The following is a 21,745-nucleotide window of genomic DNA, read 5'->3' on the forward strand; positions in this document are numbered from 1 at the left end:
TCAGGTTATCCATGGGCGCAGGATAAGCCATCCGCCTCGAAAGCGCAGCAGCGCCGCGCGGGCGTGGGAGAACTGACCCGGCTCAGAATTTGTCCAGATCCTGGTGCCTTGCCTTGATTTCTCGCACCGTCCGCGACGAGGAGCGCAGCACGATCGTGTCGGTGGTGATCGAATTGCGGCCGAATTTCACGCCGGCAAGCATGTTGCCGTCGGTGACTCCGGTGGCGGCAAACAGCACATCGCCGCGCGCCATTTCCTCGATGCGATAGACCTTGTTCGGATCGGTGATGCCCATCTTTGCCGCGCGCGCCACCTTTTCGGGCGTATCCAACAGCAGCCTGCCCTGCATCTGGCCGCCCGTGCAGCGAAGTGCGGCCGCGGCGAGCACGCCTTCAGGCGCGCCGCCGGTGCCGAGATAGATGTCGATGCCGGTCTCGTCCGGATCGGTCGTGTGGATGACGCCGGCGACATCGCCGTCGCCGATAAGGCGGATCGCCGCGCCGGTGTTGCGCACCGCCTCGATGAGCTTGGCGTGGCGCGGCCGGTCGAGGATACAGGCGGTGATCTCTGAAATCGGCACGCGCTTGGCGTCCGCCAGATTGCGGATGTTTTCGTATGGCGACGCGTCGATGTCGATCACGCCGTCGGGATAGCCGGGGCCGATGGCGATCTTTTCCATATAGACGTCGGGCGCAAAAAGCAGGCTGCCCTTTTCGGCGATGGCGATGACCGCCAATGCATTGGGCAGGTTCTTGGCGCAGATCGTCGTGCCTTCCAGCGGGTCGAGCGCGATGTCGACCTCGGGGCCGTCACCGGAGCCGACCTCCTCGCCGATATAGAGCATCGGCGCCTCGTCGCGCTCGCCCTCGCCGATCACCACGGTTCCCTTGATGTCGAGCCGGTTCAGTTCGGCGCGCATGGCATCGACCGCAACTTGGTCGGCTGCCTTTTCGTCGCCGCGGCCGCGCAGCCGCGCGGCGGCGACCGCCGCCCGCTCGGTGACGCGAACGAGTTCCATGGTGAGGATCCGGTCAAGGCCGGCGACGACGCTATTTTTCGCCATATGAATGTCCCTGTGGAAATTGAATGGCCCGGAACCGGGCGGCGCGCCTCTTCTGTCAAAGCGCTGTGATAACAGCAAGACCTGTCGATCGGGTAATTCGGCCGCCGACAGACATCAATCGATTGAAGAACGCCTGTGCCAGTCAGCCGGCGCGCTCGATGCGGATGACTTGCGGCTTGTCGGTCAGATGGCCGTCCTTGGTGATGCCGTCCACCGCTTTGCGCACCGCGGCCTCGGTGGTCTCGTGCGTGACGAGAATGACGGTCTTTGCCGTGCCTGCCTCGGGCTCGGCGGCGTGCTGGACGATCGATTCCAGCGAGATTTCATTGTCCGCCATGCGCTTGGCCACGGCGGCGAAGACGCCGACGCGGTCGTGCACAGTGAGCCGGATGAAATAGCCGCCCTCATGCGAGCGCATACGTGCGCGTTTGTACGGCTTCAATTCCCTGGCCGGACGGCCGAAAACCGGCCCGTGCTGGAAGCCGGGGCGGCTCTTGGCGATATCAGCTATGTCGCCGACGACGGCCGACGCCGTTGCGTTGCCCCCTGCCCCCGGTCCCGAAAGCAGGAGTTCGCCCAGAATATCGGTCTCAATGGCGACGGCGTTGGTGACGCCGTGCACCTGCGCGATGACGCTGGCCGTCGGAACCATGGTCGGGTGGACGCGCTGCTCGATACCGCTCTCGGTGGCTTGGGCGACGCCCAGGAGTTTTATGCGGTAGCCGAGCTCGCCCGCCGCGCGTATGTCGGCCTGGCTGATGTTGGAAATGCCTTCCATGTAAATGTCGTCGGCGGAAATCTTGCAGCCGAAAGCGAGGCTGGTGAGGATCGCCAGCTTGTGCGCGGTGTCGTGGCCCTCGATGTCAAAGGTCGGGTCGGCTTCGGCGTAGCCCAGGCGCTGGGCATCTTTCAGGCAGGCGTCGAAGGACAGGCCTTCGGCCTCCATGCGGGTGAGGATGTAGTTGCAGGTGCCGTTGAGAATGCCGAACACACGCGAAACGCTGTTGCCGGCCATGGCCTCGCGCATGGTCTTGATGACCGGGATGCCGCCGGCCACCGCCGCCTCATAATTGAGGAGCACGCCCTTCTTCTCGGCGATCTCGGCCAGGGAGACGCCATGCCTGGCGAGCAGCGCCTTGTTGGCGGTGACGACGTGACGGCCGGCTTCGAGCGCCGCCTTCACGCAGGCGCGGGCAGGCCCGTCATCGCCGCCGATCAGCTCGACGAATACGTCGATGTCGGCGTTTCTTGCCAGCTCTGTCGGGTCGTCGAACCATTTGGCGCCGCCAAGATCGACGCCACGGTCGCGGGTTTTGTCGCGCGCCGAGACGGCTGTCACCACGATTTCACGCCCGCATTGCCGGGTCAGTTCGGCAGCCTTTTCCGAGAGCACCCGCGCCACCGACGCGCCGACCGTGCCGAGGCCGGCAATTCCAATACGCAAAGCTTCGGCCATGTGCGGCAATGTCCCTCAGACTTCTGTGAAAAGATTGCTCAGCGGTGCGCGGCGAGCGGAACCACGTTGTTGGGTTGCTTGGCCGACGACCAGAAAAAGCGCTTGATGTTGCGGGCAGCCTGGCGAATTCGATGCTCGTTTTCCACCAGCGCGATACGCACAAAGTCGTCGCCGTGCTCGCCGAAGCCAACGCCGGGCGCCACCGCAACATCGGCATGCTCGATCAGGAGTTTTGAGAATTCGAGCGAGCCAAGATGCCTGAACGGCTCGGGTATCGGCGCCCACGCGAACATGGAAGCGGCCGGCGCCGGGATTGTCCAGCCGGCCCGGCCGAAGGAATCGACCATCACGTCGCGGCGCTTGTGGTAGATGTCGCGCACTTCCGCAATGTCGGCGCCGTCGCCGTTGAGAGCGGCGGTGGCCGCCACCTGGATGGGCGTGAACGCGCCATAATCGAGATAGGATTTGACTCGCGTCAGCGCTGCGATCAGGCGCTCGTTGCCGACCGCGAAACCCATGCGCCAGCCGGGCATCGAAAAGGTCTTCGACATCGAGGTGAATTCCACCGTGTTGTCAATCGCGCCCGGAACCTGCAGCACCGACGGGGGCGGATTGCCGTCGAAATAGATCTCGGAATAGGCGAGATCGGACAGGATGATGATGTCGTTCTTCTTCGCGTAGGCGACCACGTCCTTGTAGAAGTCCAGCGACGCCACATGCGCCGTCGGATTGGACGGGTAGTTGAGGATCAGTGCCAGCGGCTTGGGGATGGAATGGCGAACCCCGCGTTCCAGCGCCGGTATGAAGCCGGCGTCGGGTTCGGCCTGCAGCGAACGGATGACGCCGCCCGACATGATGAAGCCGAAGGCATGGATCGGATAGGTCGGGTTCGGACAGAGGATGACGTCGCCGGGCGCGGTGATCGCCTGCGCCATATTGGCGAAGCCTTCCTTGGAGCCAAGCGTGGCGACGATTTGCGTCTCGGGATCGAGCTTCACGCCGAAACGGCGGGCGTAGTAGCTTGCCTGGGCCCGGCGCAGACCGGGAATGCCGCGCGACGACGAATAACGGTGGGTGCGCGGATCGCGCACCACTTCGCAGAGCTTGTCGACGATGGATTTCGGCGTCGGCAGGTCGGGATTGCCCATGCCGAGATCGATGATGTCGGCGCCGCGCGAGCGGGCGCTGGCCTTCAACCGGTTGACCTGTTCGAAGACGTAAGGCGGAAGCCGGCGAACCTTGTGAAATTCTTCCATGTCAGTTCCAGGAACAGGAGGGCTTTGTCGCGCCGCGATATATACCCAATCGGATTGACGGTCGAGTGCGTCAGTCGAGCGCGTCAGTTGTTCTCGATTTCCTCGAGCGCCTTGGCAGCGTGGGAGGAAGCGAGCTTCTTCAATCTGGCCTTCGAGGCGCTCGTGTCGGTGCTGCCGGGAGGCGGCGTCTGGCCCGTCCGCGCTGCCTTGAGTTCCGCGAGCCTCGCGGCTTTTTGCTGCGCGCTGATCTGCGGGGCGGCCGATTGCGTCGGGATGTTGAGGTTGGGGAACGTGCCGGTGTTCTTTGGCTCGCCCGACGACAGCTGGACCTCGGTGACCGTGCCCGGAGTCGGTTCGGTCGCGGCGATCGCGGGAGCTTGGGCGGCCGGCGTTGCCGCCGCCGTGGGAGCAGCGTCTCCGGTAGTTGAGGTGGCGCAGCCGGGTGCAAGGCAGACGGCGGCGATCACGGCCGCGAGACGCCACCGCAAATCAAAAAAAATCTTCCTACCAAGGCGCTGTGTCATATTTTTCCCCGGCGGGCTCCAATAAATCCCGGTCAGTTGCTATTTAGACCCTATTCGCCGTGTCATGGTATTGTGTCAATAACACGCTTGGGAGAACAGCGCGAACCATGTCGAAGACACCCGATTCGGGCAAGACAGACGCCGACGCCACTTCATCGGTCGAGCAATACCTGGTCAAAGACCCGGAACGCTTCGCGCTGAACATTGCGCGCACGATCGAGCAGGCCGGCAAGGCTGCCGCGGCCTGGGCGGAGCCGCGCGAAAAGGGCGAGGTCCGCGACAGCGTCGCCGAACCGATGGCCGACATGGTCAAGACATTCTCCAAGCTCACCGAATACTGGCTCTCCGATCCGTCGCGGGCGCTGGAGGCGCAGACGCGGTTGTTCGCCGGCTATCTGGACGTCTGGTCGAAATCTCTCCATCGCGTTGCGGCAGGCGAAGACGTTGAGGATACCGCCAAACCGGACCGGGGCGACAAGCGCTTCCAGGATCCGGAATGGGGCCGCAACGCCTTCTTCGATTTCCTGAAGCAGGCCTATCTGGTGACCTCGCGCTGGGCCGGCGACCTGGTCGAGCATGCGGATGGGCTTGACGAGCACACACGCCACAAGGCCGGCTTCTATATGAAGCAGGTCACCAACGCGATCTCGCCCTCGAATTTCATTCTGACCAATCCGGAACTGTTTCGCGAGACGGTCGCCAGCAATGGCGAAAACCTTGTGCGCGGTATGAAGATGCTGGCCGAGGACATAGCCGCCGGCAAGGGCGATCTGAAGCTCAGGCAGGCCGACTACTCCCCCTTCGAGCTTGGCAAGAATGTTGCGGTGACGCCGGGCAAGGTCGTGGGCCGCAGCGATGTCGCCGAAATCCTGCAATACGAGCCGTCAACCGAGACGGTGCTCAAGCGGCCGCTGCTGATCTGCCCGCCATGGATCAACAAATTCTACATTCTCGATCTCAACCCGCAGAAATCCTTCATACGCTGGGCAGTCGAGCAGGGGCACACGGTGTTCGTCATCTCGTGGGTGAACCCGGATTCGCGCCACGGCATGAAGGGGTGGGAAGCCTATGTCCGCGAAGGTCTTCAATATGGGCTCGACATTGTAGACCGGGCGACCGGCGAAAAGGACGTCAACGTTATCGGCTACTGCGTCGGCGGCACTCTTCTGGCCGCTGCCTTGTCGCTTCTCGCCCAGGAAGGCGACGACCGCATCAAATCGGCGACATTCTTCACCACGCAGGTCGATTTCACCTATGCCGGCGATTTGAAGGTGTTCGTCGACGAGGACCAGGTCGCGGCCGTCGAACGGGCGATGGGCGACAAGGGCTATCTCGAAGGCACCAAGATGGCGACCGCGTTCAACATGCTGCGTTCGGGCGACCTGATCTGGCCTTATGTCGTCAACAACTATATGCGGGGCAAGGACCCGACGCCGTTCGACCTGCTCTACTGGAATGCGGATTCGACGCGCATGGCGGCCGCCAACCACTCCTTTTACCTGCGCAACTGCTATCTCGAGAACAATCTGGCGAAGGGTAGCATGGAACTGGCCGGCTGCAGGCTTTCGCTCGCCGACATCACCATCCCCGTGTACAACCTCGCCGCGCGCGAAGACCACATCGCCCCTGCCCGCTCGGTCTTTCTGGGCTGCAAGTATTTCGGCGGCGACGTGGAATATGTGATGGCGGGGTCCGGCCACATAGCAGGCGTCGTCAACCCGCCTTCGATGAACAAGTATCAATATTGGACCGGCGGCAAACCGGTGGGCGATTTCGAGGACTGGATCGCCAAGGCCAGGGAAAATCCGGGTTCCTGGTGGCCGCACTGGCAGAAATGGATCGAAAAAAAGGATGCCACGCGCGTCCCGGCGAGGGTTCCCGGCAAGCGGATCGAAGTGCTCGGCGACGCGCCGGGAACATACGTCAAGGTTCGCGTGTGAACCGCCGAAACCAGCCGTGAGTTGACGCGCGCGTAAAAGCAGGCGAAATGGTGTTCTTACAACCTTGATGTTGCCTTATTCGGACCGTAGCCGGACAATTGACGAACTGCTTTACAGATTCGTAGGTCCTGTTTCCGCTTCGGTCACATGGCTGCACAGCTTTTGATTTTTGATTGCCGGAACAACAAACGTATCGGCGCGAATATTAGGGAGGGGATCCGGTTTGAGAGCGGGCTCGCGCTTTGCGAAACGGAATGGCCGCGCGGCTGCGGCCGTGCTGGTTTCCGTTCTGCTGGCGTCCTGCACCACCGACCCCAATCTCGAAATCGGCATGCCCGGCTATAATGCGACCGCCGCTTCCGCGGACGCTTCGTCGGGCGACCTGGAATCCGCCGGCGTCGACGTCGCGCCGCAGCCGGTGATGAACGCCGAAGGCGACACACCCCTGCCCACGCAGGTTGCTTCCGTTCCAGCGTTGAAGCCGGCCGGTGAAACCGCCGTGACCGCAACCGCGGAAGCTGGCGCCACGCCGGCAGCCCTGCCGGCCGCGGTGGCGGAAACCGCGAAGCCCGCGCAAGCCGAGGTGACCGCCGCGGCCGACGCGGCCACCGAAGCAAAGCCGGCGGAAGTCGCAACCGCTTCGGGCGCAGAGACCGCCGCAGAGAATGCGACTGCAGGCGCAAAGCCCGTTGCCCAGCCGATCGCCCCCAAGAAAAAAGGCTTCCTGTCGGCACTCTTCTCCCCTGCTCCCGCAGCCAAGCCTGCGGCGGCCGCCGAAGCCGCAAAGCCTGCGCCGGCCGAATCCGCTGATGCGGAAGCAACGCCGGCCACCGCTTCGGCGGTCCCGACTCCAAAGCCGGTCCAGGCCGCTGACGAAGCCAAACCGGCAGAGGCCGCCGCTCCGGCCGCTGAGCATGTAAAGCCCGCTGCGGAAAACGCAGTCTATGTGACCGCAGGCGAAATGCCCGCAGCGCAGCCGATCGCTCCCAAGAAGAAGGGTTTCCTGTCGGCCTTCTTCGGCGCCTCTCCGGCTTCGGCCGCGCCCTCGCCCATCAAGCAGAGGGAAGAGCCGAAGCCGATCGTCGAGACCGAACCAAAAGAGACCAAGCCGATCATCACGCTGGCGTCGGCTAAGCCGGCCGAGAAGCCCGTGCGGATGGCTTCCCTCGGCGACGATAACGCCCTGCCCGGCGTGCGCCAGACCGCTTTGTTCGAGATCAAGCGCAAATCCGGCATAGACGACGACAGCGACGTCGACCTGCACGAGGATGAGGATGGCGGGCCGGTCCTGGCCTCCGCCGCCGGCCTGGCGCGGCTTGCCCCCAACGGGCTCCTGAAGCAGACCGATCGCGTCGACGTGGCGTGCCTGAAACCGTCGCTGGTCCGGGTGCTGAAAACCGTCGAGCGTCACTACGGCAAGAATATGATCATCACCTCAGGCTACCGCAGCCCTGCGCACAACCGGCGCGCGCGCGGCGCCAAGAATTCGCTGCACATGTATTGCGCCGCGGTCGACGTGCAGATCCCCGGTGTCAGCAAATGGGAACTCGCGAAGTTTGCGCGCTCCATGCCCGGCCGCGGCGGCGTCGGCACCTATTGCCACACCGAATCGGTGCATATCGATGTCGGCCCCGAGCGCGACTGGAACTGGCGCTGCCGCCGGCGCAAGGGCTGAAAATCTTTGCGGAAGCTTGCATTCTGGGGGGTTGCCCGCCGCACGCAAGCTGGCTATAAGCCGGTTCGTTGTCTTACGCGCCCATCGTCTAGCGGTCAGGACACCGCCCTTTCACGGCGGTAACAGGGGTTCGATTCCCCTTGGGCGTACCAACACTTTCAAGCACTTAGCACCCGCCCTCCCCGTTCTGTCCAATATCTGACCCATATCGTCCAGCGAATCTGGCCAGCGCGGCTTTTGATTGGGCTGTTTTCCTGCGACACTCCGCAAATCCGTGCGACATGGACGCGGCAAGCGTCGAGCGCGGCAGGCGCAAAAAGGGTCGCCTCAAAAACCTTTCGGCGGAATGAACAAACAAATCGTTCGTTTGGAGTGGGCACCTGCGCACCAATGCGTCACGCCGTCCGGACTAACCTTGATGCGCGTATCGGCATAGCCAAGCACTTCGCCAGTGGCGCGGATGATGTAACCGCGCGGCCCTTCGCCGATTGCCTTATCCGGAACAGCCTGACAATCATCGCCGCCGCAGCACGAGGGCGGATAGGTCCATCCAAACGGTTGCGCGTCTGTCGGCATGGCTTGGTGACCGTGCGCCGTGTCAATGAACAAGCCGCCTGCGGCGACGAGAATTGATGCAATCACGGAGCCGCGAACAGCGGTCATTTGTCATTGCCTTCAAAGCGGTGCGGCCCGGTCTGTGGGGTTCACAGCATTGCGTAACCGACCGCGAGGCCCAGGATTGAGGCGGCGAGAATGATTTCGCTGAAATGGATCGACATTGGCTTCCTCCCCCCTTATCCGGCAGCTTGCCACAAGGCACGGCAATGGTGAAATCACGCTTGGAAGGCTCGCGAACATCAAGCGTGAGTCGGCATTGAAAATGCCCGCCAGGGCGAACCGTGGCGCGCAACTCTGCGAGCAACCTTCACGGAATAATGGTTGGATTGGAGACGTTGTCGATAGAGAACGCCCGCCAAAGGGAGGTCATCGACATGCGCTTTTTCATCCTGCTTTCGGTATTGCTTTTGACTGCCTGCATGACATCGCCACGCGGTGAGGCTCCATCCGTGCCGTCAACCGTCTCCACGGCGAACGGAAATGGTATGAGTACTGGCGGCAGCGGTGGCAGTGGTGGCGGCTATTAAGGCATCGGATCGAATTACAACCTGCTCAACGTCGCCTTAGGTGTTTCAATGTGATACACTTCGTTACCCGTTATCTATAACCACAACCCCTCGGAGGAGAGATAGCGGTCGGGCCGCCTTGCGCGCGCCGCTAGGCGGCCTCTTTTGATCCGCTCGCTCGGATGGCAATTCACCCTCCTGCGCCGCTGACTGCACACGCCACAGAAAAGCCCGCCACTTGAGCGGCGGGCGCTAGTTCGGGAGGAAAAGCCCGCCAATCCACTCCCCAATGGATGGCGCGCGGTCAGTGTCTTTGCCCCTTTGCCTGTCAACGACGATATGCCTCGGTTAGCTGGATAATAAGCGCGCGGCGGTTGAAGCACTGCATATTCGAGTGGTGTGACTTTGCTGCCACAGACAAAAAAACGCACCGCCACCGTTTCCGGTGCCGCTGCTGTTGATTCCCTCCGGTTTCCTGCGACTATCGGCAGGTCCATGCGACATGGGGGGAGACGCGCCAATGCTGATAAAGGTCACCGAAGAGCAGTTCGCGAAGGTGAGCCCTGTTAAAGTCCGCCATGTAGAGGAAGGCTGTTGCGGATTCGATGCTGGCCTCGGCGTCCTTCCATAGCCGCCTGTTGCGGCTGATCCAGGCAAAGAAGCGTTCCACGACCCAACGTCTCGGTTGCACGGCGAAGCCGACCTGATCAGGTTTTCTTTTGACGATCTCGACAGCGATCGAGGTGGCCTCGGCCACACGCGGTCCCTGATATCCAGAATCGGCGAACACCTTTCGGATGAAGGGGAATGGTCGCCGCGAGGCGTTCAGGACCGGGCCGGCGCCGTCGCGATCCTGGATGCTGGCGGGATGCGGATAAAGGACGAGAGCCCGACCGTCGGTGTCGACCAGCGCATGGCGCTTGCGGCCTTTGATCTTCTTGCCGGCGTCATAGCCACGCGGCCCGCCACTCTCGCAGGTCTTCACGGTCTGGCTGTCGATGATGGAGGCCGTGGGTGAAGCCTCTCGGCCGCAACGTTCGCGATCCAGCATCAGGAGCTTGTGGTTGATCTTCTCGAACAGGCATGTGTCGCGGAACAGGCAAAACCAGCGAAACACCGTGCTCCTCGGCGGAAAATCCGATGGCAGAAGACGCCACCCGATCCCGCCGCGCATGACGTAGAAGATCGCGTTCACGATCTCGCGCAATGGCCATTTGCGCGGTCGCCCCATCGGGCAGGCCGTGGGCATGAGTGGCGCGATCAAACTCCACTCTGCGTCCGTCATGTCTGTTTCGTAACGCAGGCTTTCGCGGTTATGCTGGCGGCGAGTAGCTGGCGTCCACATCAGGTCTCTCCAATCAGGCTTCGACAACCCGTTGGAATCACGACCGCGCCAGCTGCTCAACCCCTTCGGCGAGATCAATATTGGAGCACATGTTTGTGTGGATGTAGATTCACACGAATCCACTAACACATTGAATTAGAATAATATAATCATGGCTCAAGACGCCCGCCGCCCGCCTTTGCCTGACTAGGCAGGATACGGAAAACGTGACACAGCTTTCCGAAGCGCTCATCGAACACCACGATCGCTAGTGATCACGACCGAATCACACCTATCCGACACAGGCGCCGACCGTTCAAAAAAGACCAAGCGCGTCCGGACGCTCTGGCCGGCAAAGCCACCGCTCCGAATTTTCGAGACGGGCTCTTAGCTGCACTTCACCTGAAGTCGTCGAATATCCAGCGAATAAACGCTGGTGAATTTTGGCAAACGCAAGCGCCTTTTGATTCCTTCCGGTTTCCCCGCGACTATCGGCAAATCCGGCGACATGCCGTGCCGCGTCGCCAGCCAGCCTGATACCAGTTTGTTCCCGATGACTCGTATTCGCCCCTTGCAAGGCGCTGTGGGTCATTGTTGATTTGCTGTCGGATGCAAGCGGAGGGAGATCGAGGAGGTTCGGAATGCTTCGAATTCGCCGAAAGATGACGGCGCTTATTGCCGGCACCGCCATATGCGCGCTGATGGGCTGCCAATCGACATCGACATCCGGGTCTTACAGGCCGGCAAATTGCGCGATGGTAGGTTCCTCGTGTTCGTCCGGTTCATCCGGTTCGTCCAGCCGTTAGGCTTTCCACACTAAGGCGCGGGCGGATCAACCCAGTATGACCGAGGTAGCCCCGTTCGCCACGCACCATACTGGCTGGGGCGCTAAGTACTAAAGCCACCCGGCGCCGCGAGTAAACCGCGATCCTTCCAATTCGGAGGCGCTAATTTTGCTTTTCAATTCTACTTCCTGATTCTCTTGTTTCAGTGTAACGCTCAGAACGGAGCTATAGTTGACTTCAGCAAAACGCTGGAAGAGGGGATTGCAAATGGCTACTTTTACTTTCGTGGGGAATGAAAATGCGAACAACGGCACCAGTCTGGCCGCGGTCCAGGGTATCCACAGTGTGTTCAGTGCGTCATATTGGACCGACGGGTTCGGAGGTAACCGACTCATCTCGTTCGGGGTGTCAACCACGGACGGGTCTAATCGGTCAGCGTACTTTGACGTGGTGACCGACGGCTCGAACCAGACCTGGTGGACCGGGATTACGGTGTACAGCTCGATTTCCGGCGGCGGAAGCGCAACTGTTTTGACAGGAACAGGATTCAACTCCGCAATTCCGGTCACCTACGATAATGTTTTCAACCCCGAAACCCAAGCCGTGGTTGCCGGTCTCCTGGCCAACATGTTCGCCGGCAGCGACAGGTTCGACGTGTCTGGACAGGTTTCGTCGATCTGGGGCGACTATCAGACGGCACCCAGTAGTCCGCCAGCGGTTTTGGGAAACGACATCATCGTAATAGCCGGCTCGACAACGATTGCCAGCGGGTCAACGAGCGTCACCATCTATGGAGACGCCCTGCAGTTCATCACCGGAGCCACTGTGACTGCCGGCAATGACATCATCGAAGGGACCTCCGCTATTGTTGGCTTGACCCTCTACGGGGACTTCGCATCGGTTTCCGGAACCGTGACATATGGCGACGATTCGCTTTTCGGCGGAAGCCAGGCTGACACCATCTACGGCGACAGCGTGTCCTCGACCACGGCCGGTGGCGACGATGCCCTCATGGGGAACGGCGGCGATGACGTGCTCTTCGGAGGTGGCGGAGACGACCGGCTTAATGGCGGCGCGGGGGCGGATGCCCTGGATGGCGGGGCCGGATTCGATGTCGCCTACTACACCCTCTCGATCGGTAGCACGGGAATAGTAGATCTTCTCGACCCCGGCGCCAACACCGAAGACGCGGCCGGCGACACCTTCATCGGAATTGAGGGAATTAGAGGTCGTGACACTGCTTTTGGCGGCTTCGATGACCTTCGGGGCGACAACCTGGCGAATTCTCTTTGGGGTATGGCTGGGGATGACCAGCTGAGTGGACGCGGCGGCAACGATCTACTGGACGGCGGGGCCGGCGCCGACACCATGTTCGGCGGCACAGGTGACGACATCTACATCGATGCTGCGGCAGGCGATGTCACGACCGAGAATGCCGGCGAAGGCACCGACACCGTACGCTCCTTTGTCAACTGGACGCTTGGGGCGAACATTGAGCGCCTGGAACTGCTGGGGTCTGCCGCCAATGGCACCGGCAACGCGCTGAACAATACGCTGGTCGGCAACAGCCTCAACAATCTGCTGAATGGAGCGGGAGGCAACGACTACATGCGGGGCGGCGCGGGCAACGATATCTATGTCGCTGCATCAGCCGGCGACGTGACCGCCGAAAACGCCGGCCAGGGTACCGATACCGTTCGTTCCTACATCGACTGGACACTTGGGGCCAATGTCGAGCGGCTGGAACTTCAAGGTTCCTCGAACCTGAACGGCACCGGCAACAGCCTGAACAACACACTGATCGGCAATTCGGGCGCCAACGTACTCAGCGGCGGCGCCGGCAACGACTACATCGTCGGCGGCAGCGGCAACGACACGCTGAATGGCGGCGCTGGCCGCGACATTCTGATCGGCGGCGCGGGCAACGATGTTTTCGACTTCAACCTTGTTTCGGAAAGTCGAGCCGGGGCGGCGTTTCGGGACTCAATCAATGGCGGCTTCAGCCACGGCGCCGATCGCATCGATCTTGCGACCATCGACGCCAACACGCTGGTCGCCGGCAACCAGGCGTTCTCCTTCATTGGCAGCGCGGCGTTTTCGGGCGTGGCCGGCCAACTGCGCTATACCAACTACAGCGGCACGATAATTATCGACGCCGACGTGAACGGCGATTCTACGACCGACATGCAGATCCTGATCGCCGGCACCAACTTCATGACGGGGACAGACTTCATCGTCTGACTGAAGCGGCCGAGATTGGCGAGCGGGTTCTTCTTGGCGCGAGATTCGCGGATGCTGCCGGTCTCGCGCTTTCGCCGCAGATGAAGGAGGCCGTCGAATTGCGCGACCACTGCAACGGGCGGTTCCAATCCTGCCCGGATCTCGGCCGTGTCGACCGGCATTTAAGGCGGCGTGCCGATACCGGCTAGCTCGATGTCATGGACCGTCCTCCCGGAAGCTGAGGCAGCAGGCGGCTGCGCTGCAATCCTCGCGCGCGGAGCTATCGAATTTGGGTTCGGCTTTGCGTCCCGGGTCGCAAATCGGCCCGCTTTGCACTTGATGCTTGCGCCGTCCGGTGCCAAATCAAGGGCGCTGGCGCAAACACCCGACGCCTGCCTACCAATCCGGACTGCAACTCATGGTCACCTATCTCGACGCCGCAACAGCGCCCACGCGAAACACCGGCCAGATCCGGCTCTACGGCGAGGAAGCCTTCGCCGGCATGCGCAAGGCCTGCGACCTCACGGCGCGCTGCCTGGACGAGCTGGCGGACATGGTCAGGCCCGGCGTGACCACCGAAGCGATCGACCGGTTTGTTTTCGAATTCGGCATGGATCAAGGCGCGCTGCCGGCGACGCTGAACTATCGCGGCTATACCAAATCGTCCTGCACCTCGATCAACCATGTCGTCTGCCACGGCATTCCCGACGCCAAGCCGCTCAAGGATGGCGACATCGTCAATATCGACGTGACCTACATTCTCGATGGCTGGCACGGCGATTCGAGCCGCATGTATCCGGTCGGCACCATCAAGCGCGCCGCCGAGCGCCTGCTGGAAGTGACGCATGAATGCCTGATGCGCGGCATCGCCGCGATCCGCCCCGGCGCACGCACCGGCGCGATCGGCGCCGCCATCCAGAGCTATGCCGAGAGCGAGCGCTGTTCCGTGGTGCGCGATTTTTGCGGCCATGGCGTCGGCCAGCTTTTCCACGACGCGCCGAACATACTGCACTACGGCAGCTCCAACGAAGGCGTCGAGATGCGCCCCGGCATGATCTTCACGGTCGAGCCGATGATCAATCTGGGCCGCCCGCATGTGAAAGTGCTGTCCGACGGCTGGACGGCGGTGACGCGCGACCGTTCGCTGTCGGCGCAATACGAGCACACGATCGGCGTGACGGAGAGCGGCTGCGAGATCTTCACGCTGTCGCCCAAGGGGCTCGACCGCCCCGGACTTGCCTGAGGGTATGTTGAGATTCAGGTGAGGACGGCCTGCAAATGGCGGCTTTCTGCGCTTCCGGTGCTCGCGTACCTGAACGTACGCTCCGCTCCGGTTCTCGAAACCCACCATTTTCGGCTCGCCCTGACCTGAATCTCAAAACACCCGATGCCACGCCTATTCCGGCGGAAATCGGTTCGAAAGGTCTGCAACTTTTCGGGATCATGCTCTAGTATCGCGTGAAGCGGCTTCGGCCGGTGCGGGGGCGCGGGCATATGGGGACAGATCACGAAGACGAACGCGGCTTCTTCCTGGCCGAGCAGGCGTCAGCGCCCTTGCGCAAGGCAGCAGCGGCGCAGGAAAAGCCGCATCATCTCGGCCATCGCCAGCGGCTTCGCGAACGGTTTCGCACAGCGGGCGCTGCCGCGCTCTCCGACTATGAAATCCTCGAACTGCTGCTGTTTCGCTCCATTCCGCGAGCCGACACCAAGACCCGCGCAAAGATGCTGCTGAAGCGCTTCGGCTCGCTGGCCGAAGTGCTCGGCGCGCCGGAACGGCTGCTGCGCGAGGTCGACGATATCGGCGAGAGCGCGGCGCTCGACCTGAAGATCGTCGCAGCCGCGGCACTCCGCATGGCGCGTGGCGAAATTGCCGGCCGCGAGGTGCTGTCGTCGTGGAACCAGGTGATCGACTATTGCCGCGCGGCGATGGCGTTCGAGGAACGCGAGCAGTTCCGCATCCTGTTCCTCGACAAGAAGAACGCGCTGATCGCCGATGAATTGCAGCAGACCGGCACCGTCGACCACACCCCGGTCTATCCCCGCGAGGTGGTGCGGCGCGCGCTCGAACTGTCGGCCACGGCGCTCATTCTGGTACACAACCATCCCACTTACCCTCTAGGATCACGCTGGATCACGCTCAATACTGCTGAATCAATGAGTTTTTTGGGCTTGCGTACTGGGGGCGGCATTTTGCATATTGGGGGCGGTTCTTGCCGATCGGAGGCCTAACCGCCACCAATCCACGAGGGCTTACCGTCCCCAGATTTGCGCGAGCTTTGCCCATGCCCAGCCTCACCGATGGAGCCATCCGCCAAGCCATCAAGCGGGTTGAGAAATCCGGCAAGCAGGTGAGCCTCACCGACGGTGAAGGCCGCGGCACCGGCCGGTTGGTCCTGGTGCTGAAACCAATGCCGAAGCGGGTCACCGCCGAATGGATGGCGCAGCAGTGGCGCGATGGAAAGCGGACCAAGAAGAAGCTCGGCAACTATCCCTCGATGTCCCTCGCCCAGGCCCGCGAGGTGTTCAAGCGCGACTACGCCAATCTCATCCAGAAGGGTCGCAGCATCAAGATCGCGAGCGACACTAGGCCGGGAACTATCGCTGATTTGTTCGAGGCTTATGTCCAGTCGTTAAAGGACAACGGCAGGCCCTCGTGGAAGGAGGTCGAGAAGGGCCTCAACACGGTTGCCGACACACTGGGGCGCAACCGCCCTGCCCGCGAGATCGAGCCTGATGAGGTGGTCGATATCATCCGCCCGATCTATGAGCGCGGCGCCCGCGCCATGGCCGACCATGTCCGCGGCTATATCCGCGCCGCCTACAGCTGGGGCATGAAGTCGGAGCACGACTACCGCACCAGCTCCCCTCGCCGCTTCAACCTCGTCTACAACCCCGCAGCCGGCATTCCGACCGAGCCGAAGAACGTCGGCACCCGCTGGCTCGACGAGGACGAGTTCGTGCGGCTCTACCGCTGGCTGGAACGTCCCGATGCCCCGGTGCATCCACCCTATACCCGCGCCGTGTGCCTGCTGATGCTGACGGGCCAGCGGGTCGAGGAAATCGCCCGTCTCCATGTCGATCAGTGGGATGCGGCCGAGAGGATTATCGACTGGTCGAAGACCAAGAATATGCGCCCGCATGCGATCCCGGTGCCGTCGCTGGCGGCAGAGCTGATCGCGTTGATCAAGCCGAACAAGCACGGCTGGTTCTTCCCGTCGGCGACGGACCCGTCCAAGCCGGTCAGCCACGCCACGCTCTACAGCTTCATCTGGCGGCAGCGCGAGCGCAATGTCATTCCGATTGTCACCAACCGCGATCTGCGGCGCACCTGGAAGACGCTCGCCGGCAAGGCGGGCGTGTCGAAGGAGATCCGCGACCGCATCCAGAACCATGCCCTGCACGATGTCAGCTCGAAGAGCTATGACCGCTGGAACTACATGCCTGAAAAGCACGAAGGTATGGAGAAATGGGATCAGTTCGTCAGGGCGATGCTCAGCAGGAACCGAGGCAAGAAGGCCGCCTAGGGATCACATACGGCTGGGCTTCAAACGCGAAAAACCTTCACCTGACCGGACCTTCCGGCCGCCAATGGGCGTCTCAGAAGCGGACGTCCAGCCGAGCCAGCGCCCATGACCCTTACCGGCCCTCGGTTCAGACGGAGGATCAAGATTGCAACAGCTGTTGCGGCGTAGCTAGCCGGAGCAGTGATCGTTGCTTGCTTGTTCCGCCGTCGCTGTGGATTCGTGATAAGATGCCCATCCAATTGGTAAGGACCGGCTCGGTGCCATTTAGACATAGTCAGATGGTGAACTGCACCGGCCTCCATTGATGACGGAAGGGAGGTAGGCACATGAATCGCGAACGCATCGAGGAAACCGTACGTTTGTGGCAAGCAGAACCCGACAAAGCAAAAGGCAAGCCGGCGGTGAAGGCGCGTGCCGAAGGTAGTCAAGCTGCGATGGAACACGGCTCCTTTTCTTGGCGTACCGACCTACCAGCGCCGCTCGGGGGCGCGAATGAAGCGCCGAGTCCGACCGCGCTATTGTTGAGCGCCCTAGCCGGTTGCGCGGTCGTCTTCATTCGCGACACGCTGGCACCGCAGCTTGGTGTCCGCGTTGACGCAATCGAGGCCACGGCGCAGTGCGATACCGACGCGCGAGGGCTGCTCGGGATGGGCGATGTTGCGCCCGATCTCCGCAACATCGCCTTGTCCATCGTAGTCCAGTCGTCGGAGAATGAAGATGCGATCCGCAAGGTTTACGAGGTCTGGCAGGAGCGCTGCCCCGTCTATCTCGCACTGACCAAGGCGCTCCCGGTAGCCTCCTCGCTCGAGATCAAGCGGGCGTAAGTCGTCCACCGCGCGTCCTGAGTAATACAGAGGGCGCCGCCGTCGGACGCGCGGTGTGGACGCGGATTGAGAGTTTGCGGTGGTCATTGCCGCGCGCCAGACGTGCCCGTACTTCGAAGCTAGAAACCGGCGGTCTCGCGCACCTCGATCGCCCCCATCCGAGCGAGCGAGTCCCGCTCCGCGATCTCCATCGCCTCCGCAAGGTTCTTCGCTTCGATGAGCAGGAAGCCACCCAGATGCTCCTTGGTCTCTGCGAAGGGCCCGTCGGTCCAACTCGCCTTGCCGGCACGAACGCGCAATGTCTTTGCGGTCTTTGGATCGGCAAGAGCGTTGGAGGCGAGATAGTGGCCTGATCGCTTGAGCTCTTCATTGGAAGCCAGGGACTCCCGGTCGATCTCGGCCCATTGCTCCTTGCTGGCGGCGTCAGCAAGGTTTTGATCGATGTAGAAGAGACAAAGGTAGCGCATCCGGGCCCTCCATGGTGCCGTCGATGTTAGTCGGAAGTGGCGGCCGCGATTCGACAATGAGCGGAAGAATCCTGCCAGTTCCGCTTAAGGGAAGTTGTCGGCGATAATCTACCGGCGCGGATCGGTCAATCCAGCCAAGCGAATCCTCTCCATTCGTCGGTGTCGAAGAGCTTGGCTTGGAAGAGGCGCAGAAACTCCTCCGAAACACCCTGACCAAACACCGACACGTCGTCCGTGGTCACGGTCACCTGCATCGAACAGCTTTCGAATCGGATGCGCAGCTGGCGACTGAACCGTCCCGAGCATGACGTTTGATGTCGGGCAATGTTCAGCCGAATAGTTGGCCAGGAAACGCATCACCGGTTCAGATTGTGCGGCCGCTAAACCGTGCCGGACCCCATCGATCTCCCGTGGAGCCTCCAGGCTACCCGTCCTCAGTGCGTCCATAAATGAAGTCATTGTCGCCGCGATATTGGTTCGACTATCGATGCCGAGTCCAGCCACCCAAAGGAAGTTTTACCTCAACTTGCCGCCGCGCTGACATTGGTCGGCTCGCTAAATTCGCCGCCACTCCTACATCGCGTTGCGGGACATGAAGTTGCTGGATCGCCCTTCGCTGTAGACATTGGTTCCGAGTTCACACCCCGGCGGTCAACCCACTTTGCGCGAGGACGTCCCTGAAGGCATGGTCGCCCTAGCTAAACGTCTGTTGGGGCGGATGCGAAGCGTTCTTGATGATAGGCGTCTACCCCCAACCTTACGACAGCTGTTGCTTCGGCCAGCACCTGACCGTGCGCAACGCCGGGTGCGATCGAACCCGAACGAACAAAATTCGAAGACAAAGGAAACAAATTGGCAATGAGAGACCCAATCTCGCCAGCCGACTTTATTGAAACCGGCTCATCCATCCAAGCCCATCCTCGGTCCACCCCCACGGCTTGTATTCGGCGCCAAACGGGCCGTGATAGCCGGCGTCGACGATGGCCGGCAGAAGCCAAGCGAAGTCGACTTCGCCATGATCGGGTTCCTGCCGATCCGGCACGGCGGCGAACTGAACGTGGCCGATGAACGGCAGGTGGGCGCGGATGCGGTTGAGGAGGTCGCCGCCCATGATTTGCATGTGATAGCAGTCGAACATGATGTGAACATTGACGTCGCCGACCGCCTCGATGATCCGCGCCGCCTTGTCGAGGTCGCTCAGGAAGTAGCCGGGAACGTCGCGCAGATTGAGCGGCTCGATCAGGATGCCGATGCCGTGGTCGCGCGCTTGCGCTGCGGCGTAAGCGAGATTGGCGGCGAAGGTACCCTCGGCCACGGCGCCCTCGGCGCGGCCAGCCATGACGTGGACGTTGCGGCACTTGATGGCCTGGGCATAGGTCAGGGCTTGGTCGATCGCGGCGCGGGCGTCGGCTTCGCGGCCGGGCACGGCTGCAAGGCCGAATTCACCATTGGCGATTTTGCCGCACACGGTGTTGAGGCCGAGGACGGGAAGGCCCGTCATATCGAGCGCGGCACGCAGTTCGCTGGGTTCGGTAGCATAGGGCCAATGAAGCTCGACGGCGGCAAAGCCCGCATCGTGCGCGGCATGAATGGCGCGCGGCAGATCCCTGTCGGAAAAAAGAAAACCGAGATTTGCGGAAAGCTTCACGGCGGTCATTTCAATCCCATTCGACATCGAAATGGTCGACAATGTCGCGGATTTGTGCGGAGTCGAGCATGCGCGGTTTGAGACCGCGGGTGAGAAGTGCGAGGCGGGCGGTCTCCTCCAACTCTTCGGTGGCATAGACTGCCGCTTCCAGATCCTTCGCCGCGACGACGGGGCCGTGACTGGCGAGCAGAACGGCGCTGCGCCGGCCGGCGAGGCCGCGGATGGCATCCCCCATCGCCGCATCGCCCGGCCTGAAGAAGGGCAACAGCTTCACCTTGCCGAGCCGCATAATCGAGTAGGCCATCAGCGGCGGCAGCACATTGTCGGGATCGGTGTCGGGCAGCATCGAGAGCGCGACGGAATGCGTCGAATGGAGATGAACGACCGCGCCGGTCTTGGCGCCGCGCGTCTCGTAGAACGCGCTGTGGAGCGGCATCTCCTTGGTCGGGGCGTCGCCACCAATCAGCCGCCCGGCGGCATCGAAGCGCGACAGCCGCGACGGATCAAGCCTTCCGAAGGAACTGCCGGTTGGGGTTACGAGCAGCCCGCCATCCTCCAGGCGCATCGAAATATTGCCGGAAGCGCCGCCAGTAAGGCCCCTGTCGAACATGGAGCGGGCGAACTCGCAGATATTTTCCCGAGCGTGGCTCTCGCTGCTCATGTGTTTGCTCCGAGGGCGTTGACGGCTTTTGCGAAAAAATCTGGCTCGCCGAAATTCCCGGATTTCAGCGCAACGGCAAGATTGCGTCCAGTGGCGCACATGGCGGGGACGCCGGGGTCGATCTCGGGCCCGATCTGGAGCTCTTCGAGCCCAAGCCCGCGCACCACTGCGCCGGAGGTCTCGCCGCCGGCCGACACAATGCGGCCGAAACCGGCCGCGGCCAGCCGGCCGGCAAGCGACGCGAAGAGATCCTCGATGGCGCGTGCAAGAACTTCAGCGCCGTAGAGCGTCTGTGCGGCGCCTACCGTGCCTGGATCAGCGGACGAATAGATGAGGGGTGCCGCATTGCCATGGCCCTTCACCCAGTCGAGAACCCGGTCAGCGTCGGTTCCGCCTCGCATGACGGCATTAGCGGTGATCTCGAACGACGGATGATCGGTCCGGTATCGTTCGACCTGTTCGCGGGTTGCCCTGGAGCAGGAGCCGGACAGGACGACGGCGGGCCCCTTCACGCCGCGCCAGGAATCGGGGCCTTCAGCAATGAGGCCCCTGGAGCGGAAGTTCTCCGGCAGCCCTGTCGCTATGCCGGAGCCACCCGTCACGAGTGGCAGGTCGGCGGCAGCCGCGCCGATCGCAATCAGGTCCGTATCGTCTAGCGCGTCGACGACGATCAGGCGACGACCGGCAGCCTCTTCGCGTGTCAGCGCCTCGCCGATGCTCGCGGGTCCTTTGACAACGTCGCGGTAGGCGACATGGCCGACGGTGCCTTTCGTCTGGCGCGCGAGCCAGCGGCGAATGTCGGGATCCGTCATCGGAGTCAGCGGGTGGTTCGCCATGCCGGATTCGTTGAGCAGCCGGTCTTCGACGAAGAGATGACCTTGATAGAGCGTGCGGCCGGTCGCCGGAAAGACCGGACATACGATAACCTTGCTCGCGCCGAGCCTGTCGGCGAGAGCATCGGCAACCGGGCCGATATTGCCGGCGGGTGTGGAATCGAAGGTCGAGCAATATTTGAAGAGGAACTGCCGGCACCCCTGCTGCTCGAGCCATTCGAGAGCCGCCAGCGACTGCTCGACCGCCTCGGCGGTGGGCAGGCTGCGCGTCTTCAGCGCGACGACGCCAGCCTCCACATCGGGACGCGCGTCGCCATGCGGAACCCCACAATATTGCGTCACCTTCATGCCACCCTTGACCAGCGTGTTCGCAAGGTCCGAGGAACCGGTGAAATCATCGCCTATGCAGCCGAGCAGCACT

General features: G+C 62.2%; 19 protein-coding genes, 1 tRNA gene and 1 pseudogene. 8 read left to right on the forward strand and 13 right to left on the reverse strand.

Going from position 1 to position 21,745, the window contains the following annotated elements; all coding sequences use genetic code 11:
• Positions 1–82: 82 nt before the first annotated feature.
• The 4 genes from glpX to G6N73_RS09040 all read right to left on the reverse strand — a co-directional run bounded on the left by glpX (position 83) and on the right by G6N73_RS09040 (position 4,242).
• Positions 83–1,063 (reverse strand): class II fructose-bisphosphatase, encoded by a 981-nt coding sequence (glpX, locus tag G6N73_RS09025; RefSeq protein ID WP_165026354.1) that lies wholly within the window; start codon positions 1,061–1,063, stop codon positions 83–85.
• 142 nt (positions 1,064–1,205) lie between these two features.
• Entirely contained in the window at positions 1,206–2,519 is a 1,314-nt protein-coding gene (locus G6N73_RS09030; RefSeq protein WP_165026357.1) for a homoserine dehydrogenase, read from the reverse strand.
• A 38-nt stretch (positions 2,520–2,557) separates the two neighbouring features.
• Positions 2,558–3,775: an LL-diaminopimelate aminotransferase gene (locus G6N73_RS09035; protein WP_165026360.1), complete on the reverse strand. Its 1,218-nt coding sequence runs from the start codon at positions 3,773–3,775 to the stop codon at positions 2,558–2,560.
• A gap of 83 nt (positions 3,776–3,858) precedes the next feature.
• Positions 3,859–4,242: a hypothetical protein gene (locus G6N73_RS09040; protein WP_165026363.1), complete on the reverse strand. Its 384-nt coding sequence runs from the start codon at positions 4,240–4,242 to the stop codon at positions 3,859–3,861.
• A 164-nt stretch (positions 4,243–4,406) separates the two neighbouring features.
• Between G6N73_RS09040 and phaC the strand changes: the two genes are divergently transcribed.
• The 3 genes from phaC (at position 4,407) to G6N73_RS09055 (ending at position 8,066) form a co-directional block, all read left to right on the forward strand.
• Entirely contained in the window at positions 4,407–6,239 is a 1,833-nt protein-coding gene (gene phaC / locus G6N73_RS09045; protein WP_165026365.1) for a class I poly(R)-hydroxyalkanoic acid synthase, read from the forward strand.
• 223 nt (positions 6,240–6,462) lie between these two features.
• Entirely contained in the window at positions 6,463–7,914 is a 1,452-nt protein-coding gene (locus G6N73_RS09050) for a YcbK family protein (RefSeq protein ID WP_165026368.1), read from the forward strand.
• A 77-nt stretch (positions 7,915–7,991) separates the two neighbouring features.
• Positions 7,992–8,066 (forward strand) — tRNA-Glu (locus G6N73_RS09055).
• A gap of 175 nt (positions 8,067–8,241) precedes the next feature.
• Here G6N73_RS09055 and G6N73_RS09060 read toward each other — a convergent pair.
• The 3 genes from G6N73_RS09060 to G6N73_RS09070 all read right to left on the reverse strand — a co-directional run bounded on the left by G6N73_RS09060 (position 8,242) and on the right by G6N73_RS09070 (position 11,053).
• Positions 8,242–8,577 carry a hypothetical protein gene (locus G6N73_RS09060; protein ID WP_165026371.1) on the reverse strand — a complete coding sequence of 112 codons (336 nt, stop codon included), beginning with the start codon at positions 8,575–8,577 and terminating at the stop codon, positions 8,242–8,244.
• Between the two features lie 942 nt (positions 8,578–9,519).
• On the reverse strand, positions 9,520–10,383 hold the full coding sequence (locus G6N73_RS09065; RefSeq protein ID WP_246251810.1) for an IS5 family transposase: 864 nt from the start codon (positions 10,381–10,383) through the stop codon (positions 9,520–9,522).
• Between the two features lie 295 nt (positions 10,384–10,678).
• Positions 10,679–11,053, reverse strand: coding sequence for a hypothetical protein (locus G6N73_RS09070; RefSeq protein WP_165026377.1), 375 nt, complete (start codon positions 11,051–11,053; stop codon positions 10,679–10,681).
• Positions 11,054–11,378: 325 nt separating this feature from the next.
• Here G6N73_RS09070 and G6N73_RS37895 point away from each other — a divergent pair, with 325 nt between their 5' ends.
• From G6N73_RS37895 to G6N73_RS09095, 5 genes are all read left to right on the forward strand, one after another.
• Positions 11,379–13,388, forward strand: a complete 2,010-nt coding sequence (locus G6N73_RS37895) for a beta strand repeat-containing protein (RefSeq protein WP_165026380.1) — start codon at positions 11,379–11,381, stop codon at positions 13,386–13,388.
• A gap of 397 nt (positions 13,389–13,785) precedes the next feature.
• Positions 13,786–14,610 carry a type I methionyl aminopeptidase gene (gene map / locus G6N73_RS09080; protein WP_165026383.1) on the forward strand — a complete coding sequence of 275 codons (825 nt, stop codon included), beginning with the start codon at positions 13,786–13,788 and terminating at the stop codon, positions 14,608–14,610.
• A gap of 251 nt (positions 14,611–14,861) precedes the next feature.
• On the forward strand, positions 14,862–15,596 hold the full coding sequence (locus G6N73_RS09085) for a JAB domain-containing protein (RefSeq protein WP_246251812.1): 735 nt from the start codon (positions 14,862–14,864) through the stop codon (positions 15,594–15,596).
• Between the two features lie 53 nt (positions 15,597–15,649).
• Entirely contained in the window at positions 15,650–16,891 is a 1,242-nt protein-coding gene (locus tag G6N73_RS09090; RefSeq protein WP_165026385.1) for a tyrosine-type recombinase/integrase, read from the forward strand.
• A gap of 326 nt (positions 16,892–17,217) precedes the next feature.
• A complete protein-coding gene (locus G6N73_RS09095; protein ID WP_165026388.1) occupies positions 17,218–17,715 on the forward strand; it encodes an OsmC family protein in 498 nt (165 codons plus the stop codon).
• A 119-nt stretch (positions 17,716–17,834) separates the two neighbouring features.
• On the opposite strand, the gene G6N73_RS09100 is transcribed toward G6N73_RS09095, so the two are convergent.
• The 6 genes and pseudogenes from G6N73_RS09100 to otnK form a co-directional block, all read right to left on the reverse strand.
• Positions 17,835–18,182 carry a YciI family protein gene (locus G6N73_RS09100; protein WP_165026390.1) on the reverse strand — a complete coding sequence of 116 codons (348 nt, stop codon included), beginning with the start codon at positions 18,180–18,182 and terminating at the stop codon, positions 17,835–17,837.
• A 125-nt stretch (positions 18,183–18,307) separates the two neighbouring features.
• Positions 18,308–18,436: a hypothetical protein gene (locus G6N73_RS37900; RefSeq protein ID WP_281352855.1), complete on the reverse strand. Its 129-nt coding sequence runs from the start codon at positions 18,434–18,436 to the stop codon at positions 18,308–18,310.
• A 52-nt stretch (positions 18,437–18,488) separates the two neighbouring features.
• Positions 18,489–18,641 (reverse strand): annotated as a pseudogene (locus tag G6N73_RS38535) (hypothetical protein); the annotation flags it as partial.
• Between the two features lie 427 nt (positions 18,642–19,068).
• The gene (locus G6N73_RS09110) at positions 19,069–19,839 is read right to left on the reverse strand and encodes a hydroxypyruvate isomerase family protein (RefSeq protein ID WP_165026396.1); all 771 of its coding nucleotides are present in this window, start codon (positions 19,837–19,839) and stop codon (positions 19,069–19,071) included.
• Between the two features lies 1 nt (position 19,840).
• Positions 19,841–20,491 carry a 3-oxo-tetronate 4-phosphate decarboxylase gene (gene otnC / locus G6N73_RS09115; protein ID WP_165026398.1) on the reverse strand — a complete coding sequence of 217 codons (651 nt, stop codon included), beginning with the start codon at positions 20,489–20,491 and terminating at the stop codon, positions 19,841–19,843.
• The gene (gene otnK, locus G6N73_RS09120) at positions 20,488–21,744 is read right to left on the reverse strand and encodes a 3-oxo-tetronate kinase (RefSeq protein ID WP_165026401.1); all 1,257 of its coding nucleotides are present in this window, start codon (positions 21,742–21,744) and stop codon (positions 20,488–20,490) included. Before otnK ends, otnC begins: the two co-directional genes overlap by 4 nt.
• Between the last annotated feature and the right edge of the window lies 1 nt (position 21,745).

It is taken from the genome of Allomesorhizobium camelthorni (assembly GCF_011045125.1).
In the GTDB taxonomy this organism is placed as follows: domain Bacteria; phylum Pseudomonadota; class Alphaproteobacteria; order Rhizobiales; family Rhizobiaceae; genus Allomesorhizobium; species Allomesorhizobium camelthorni.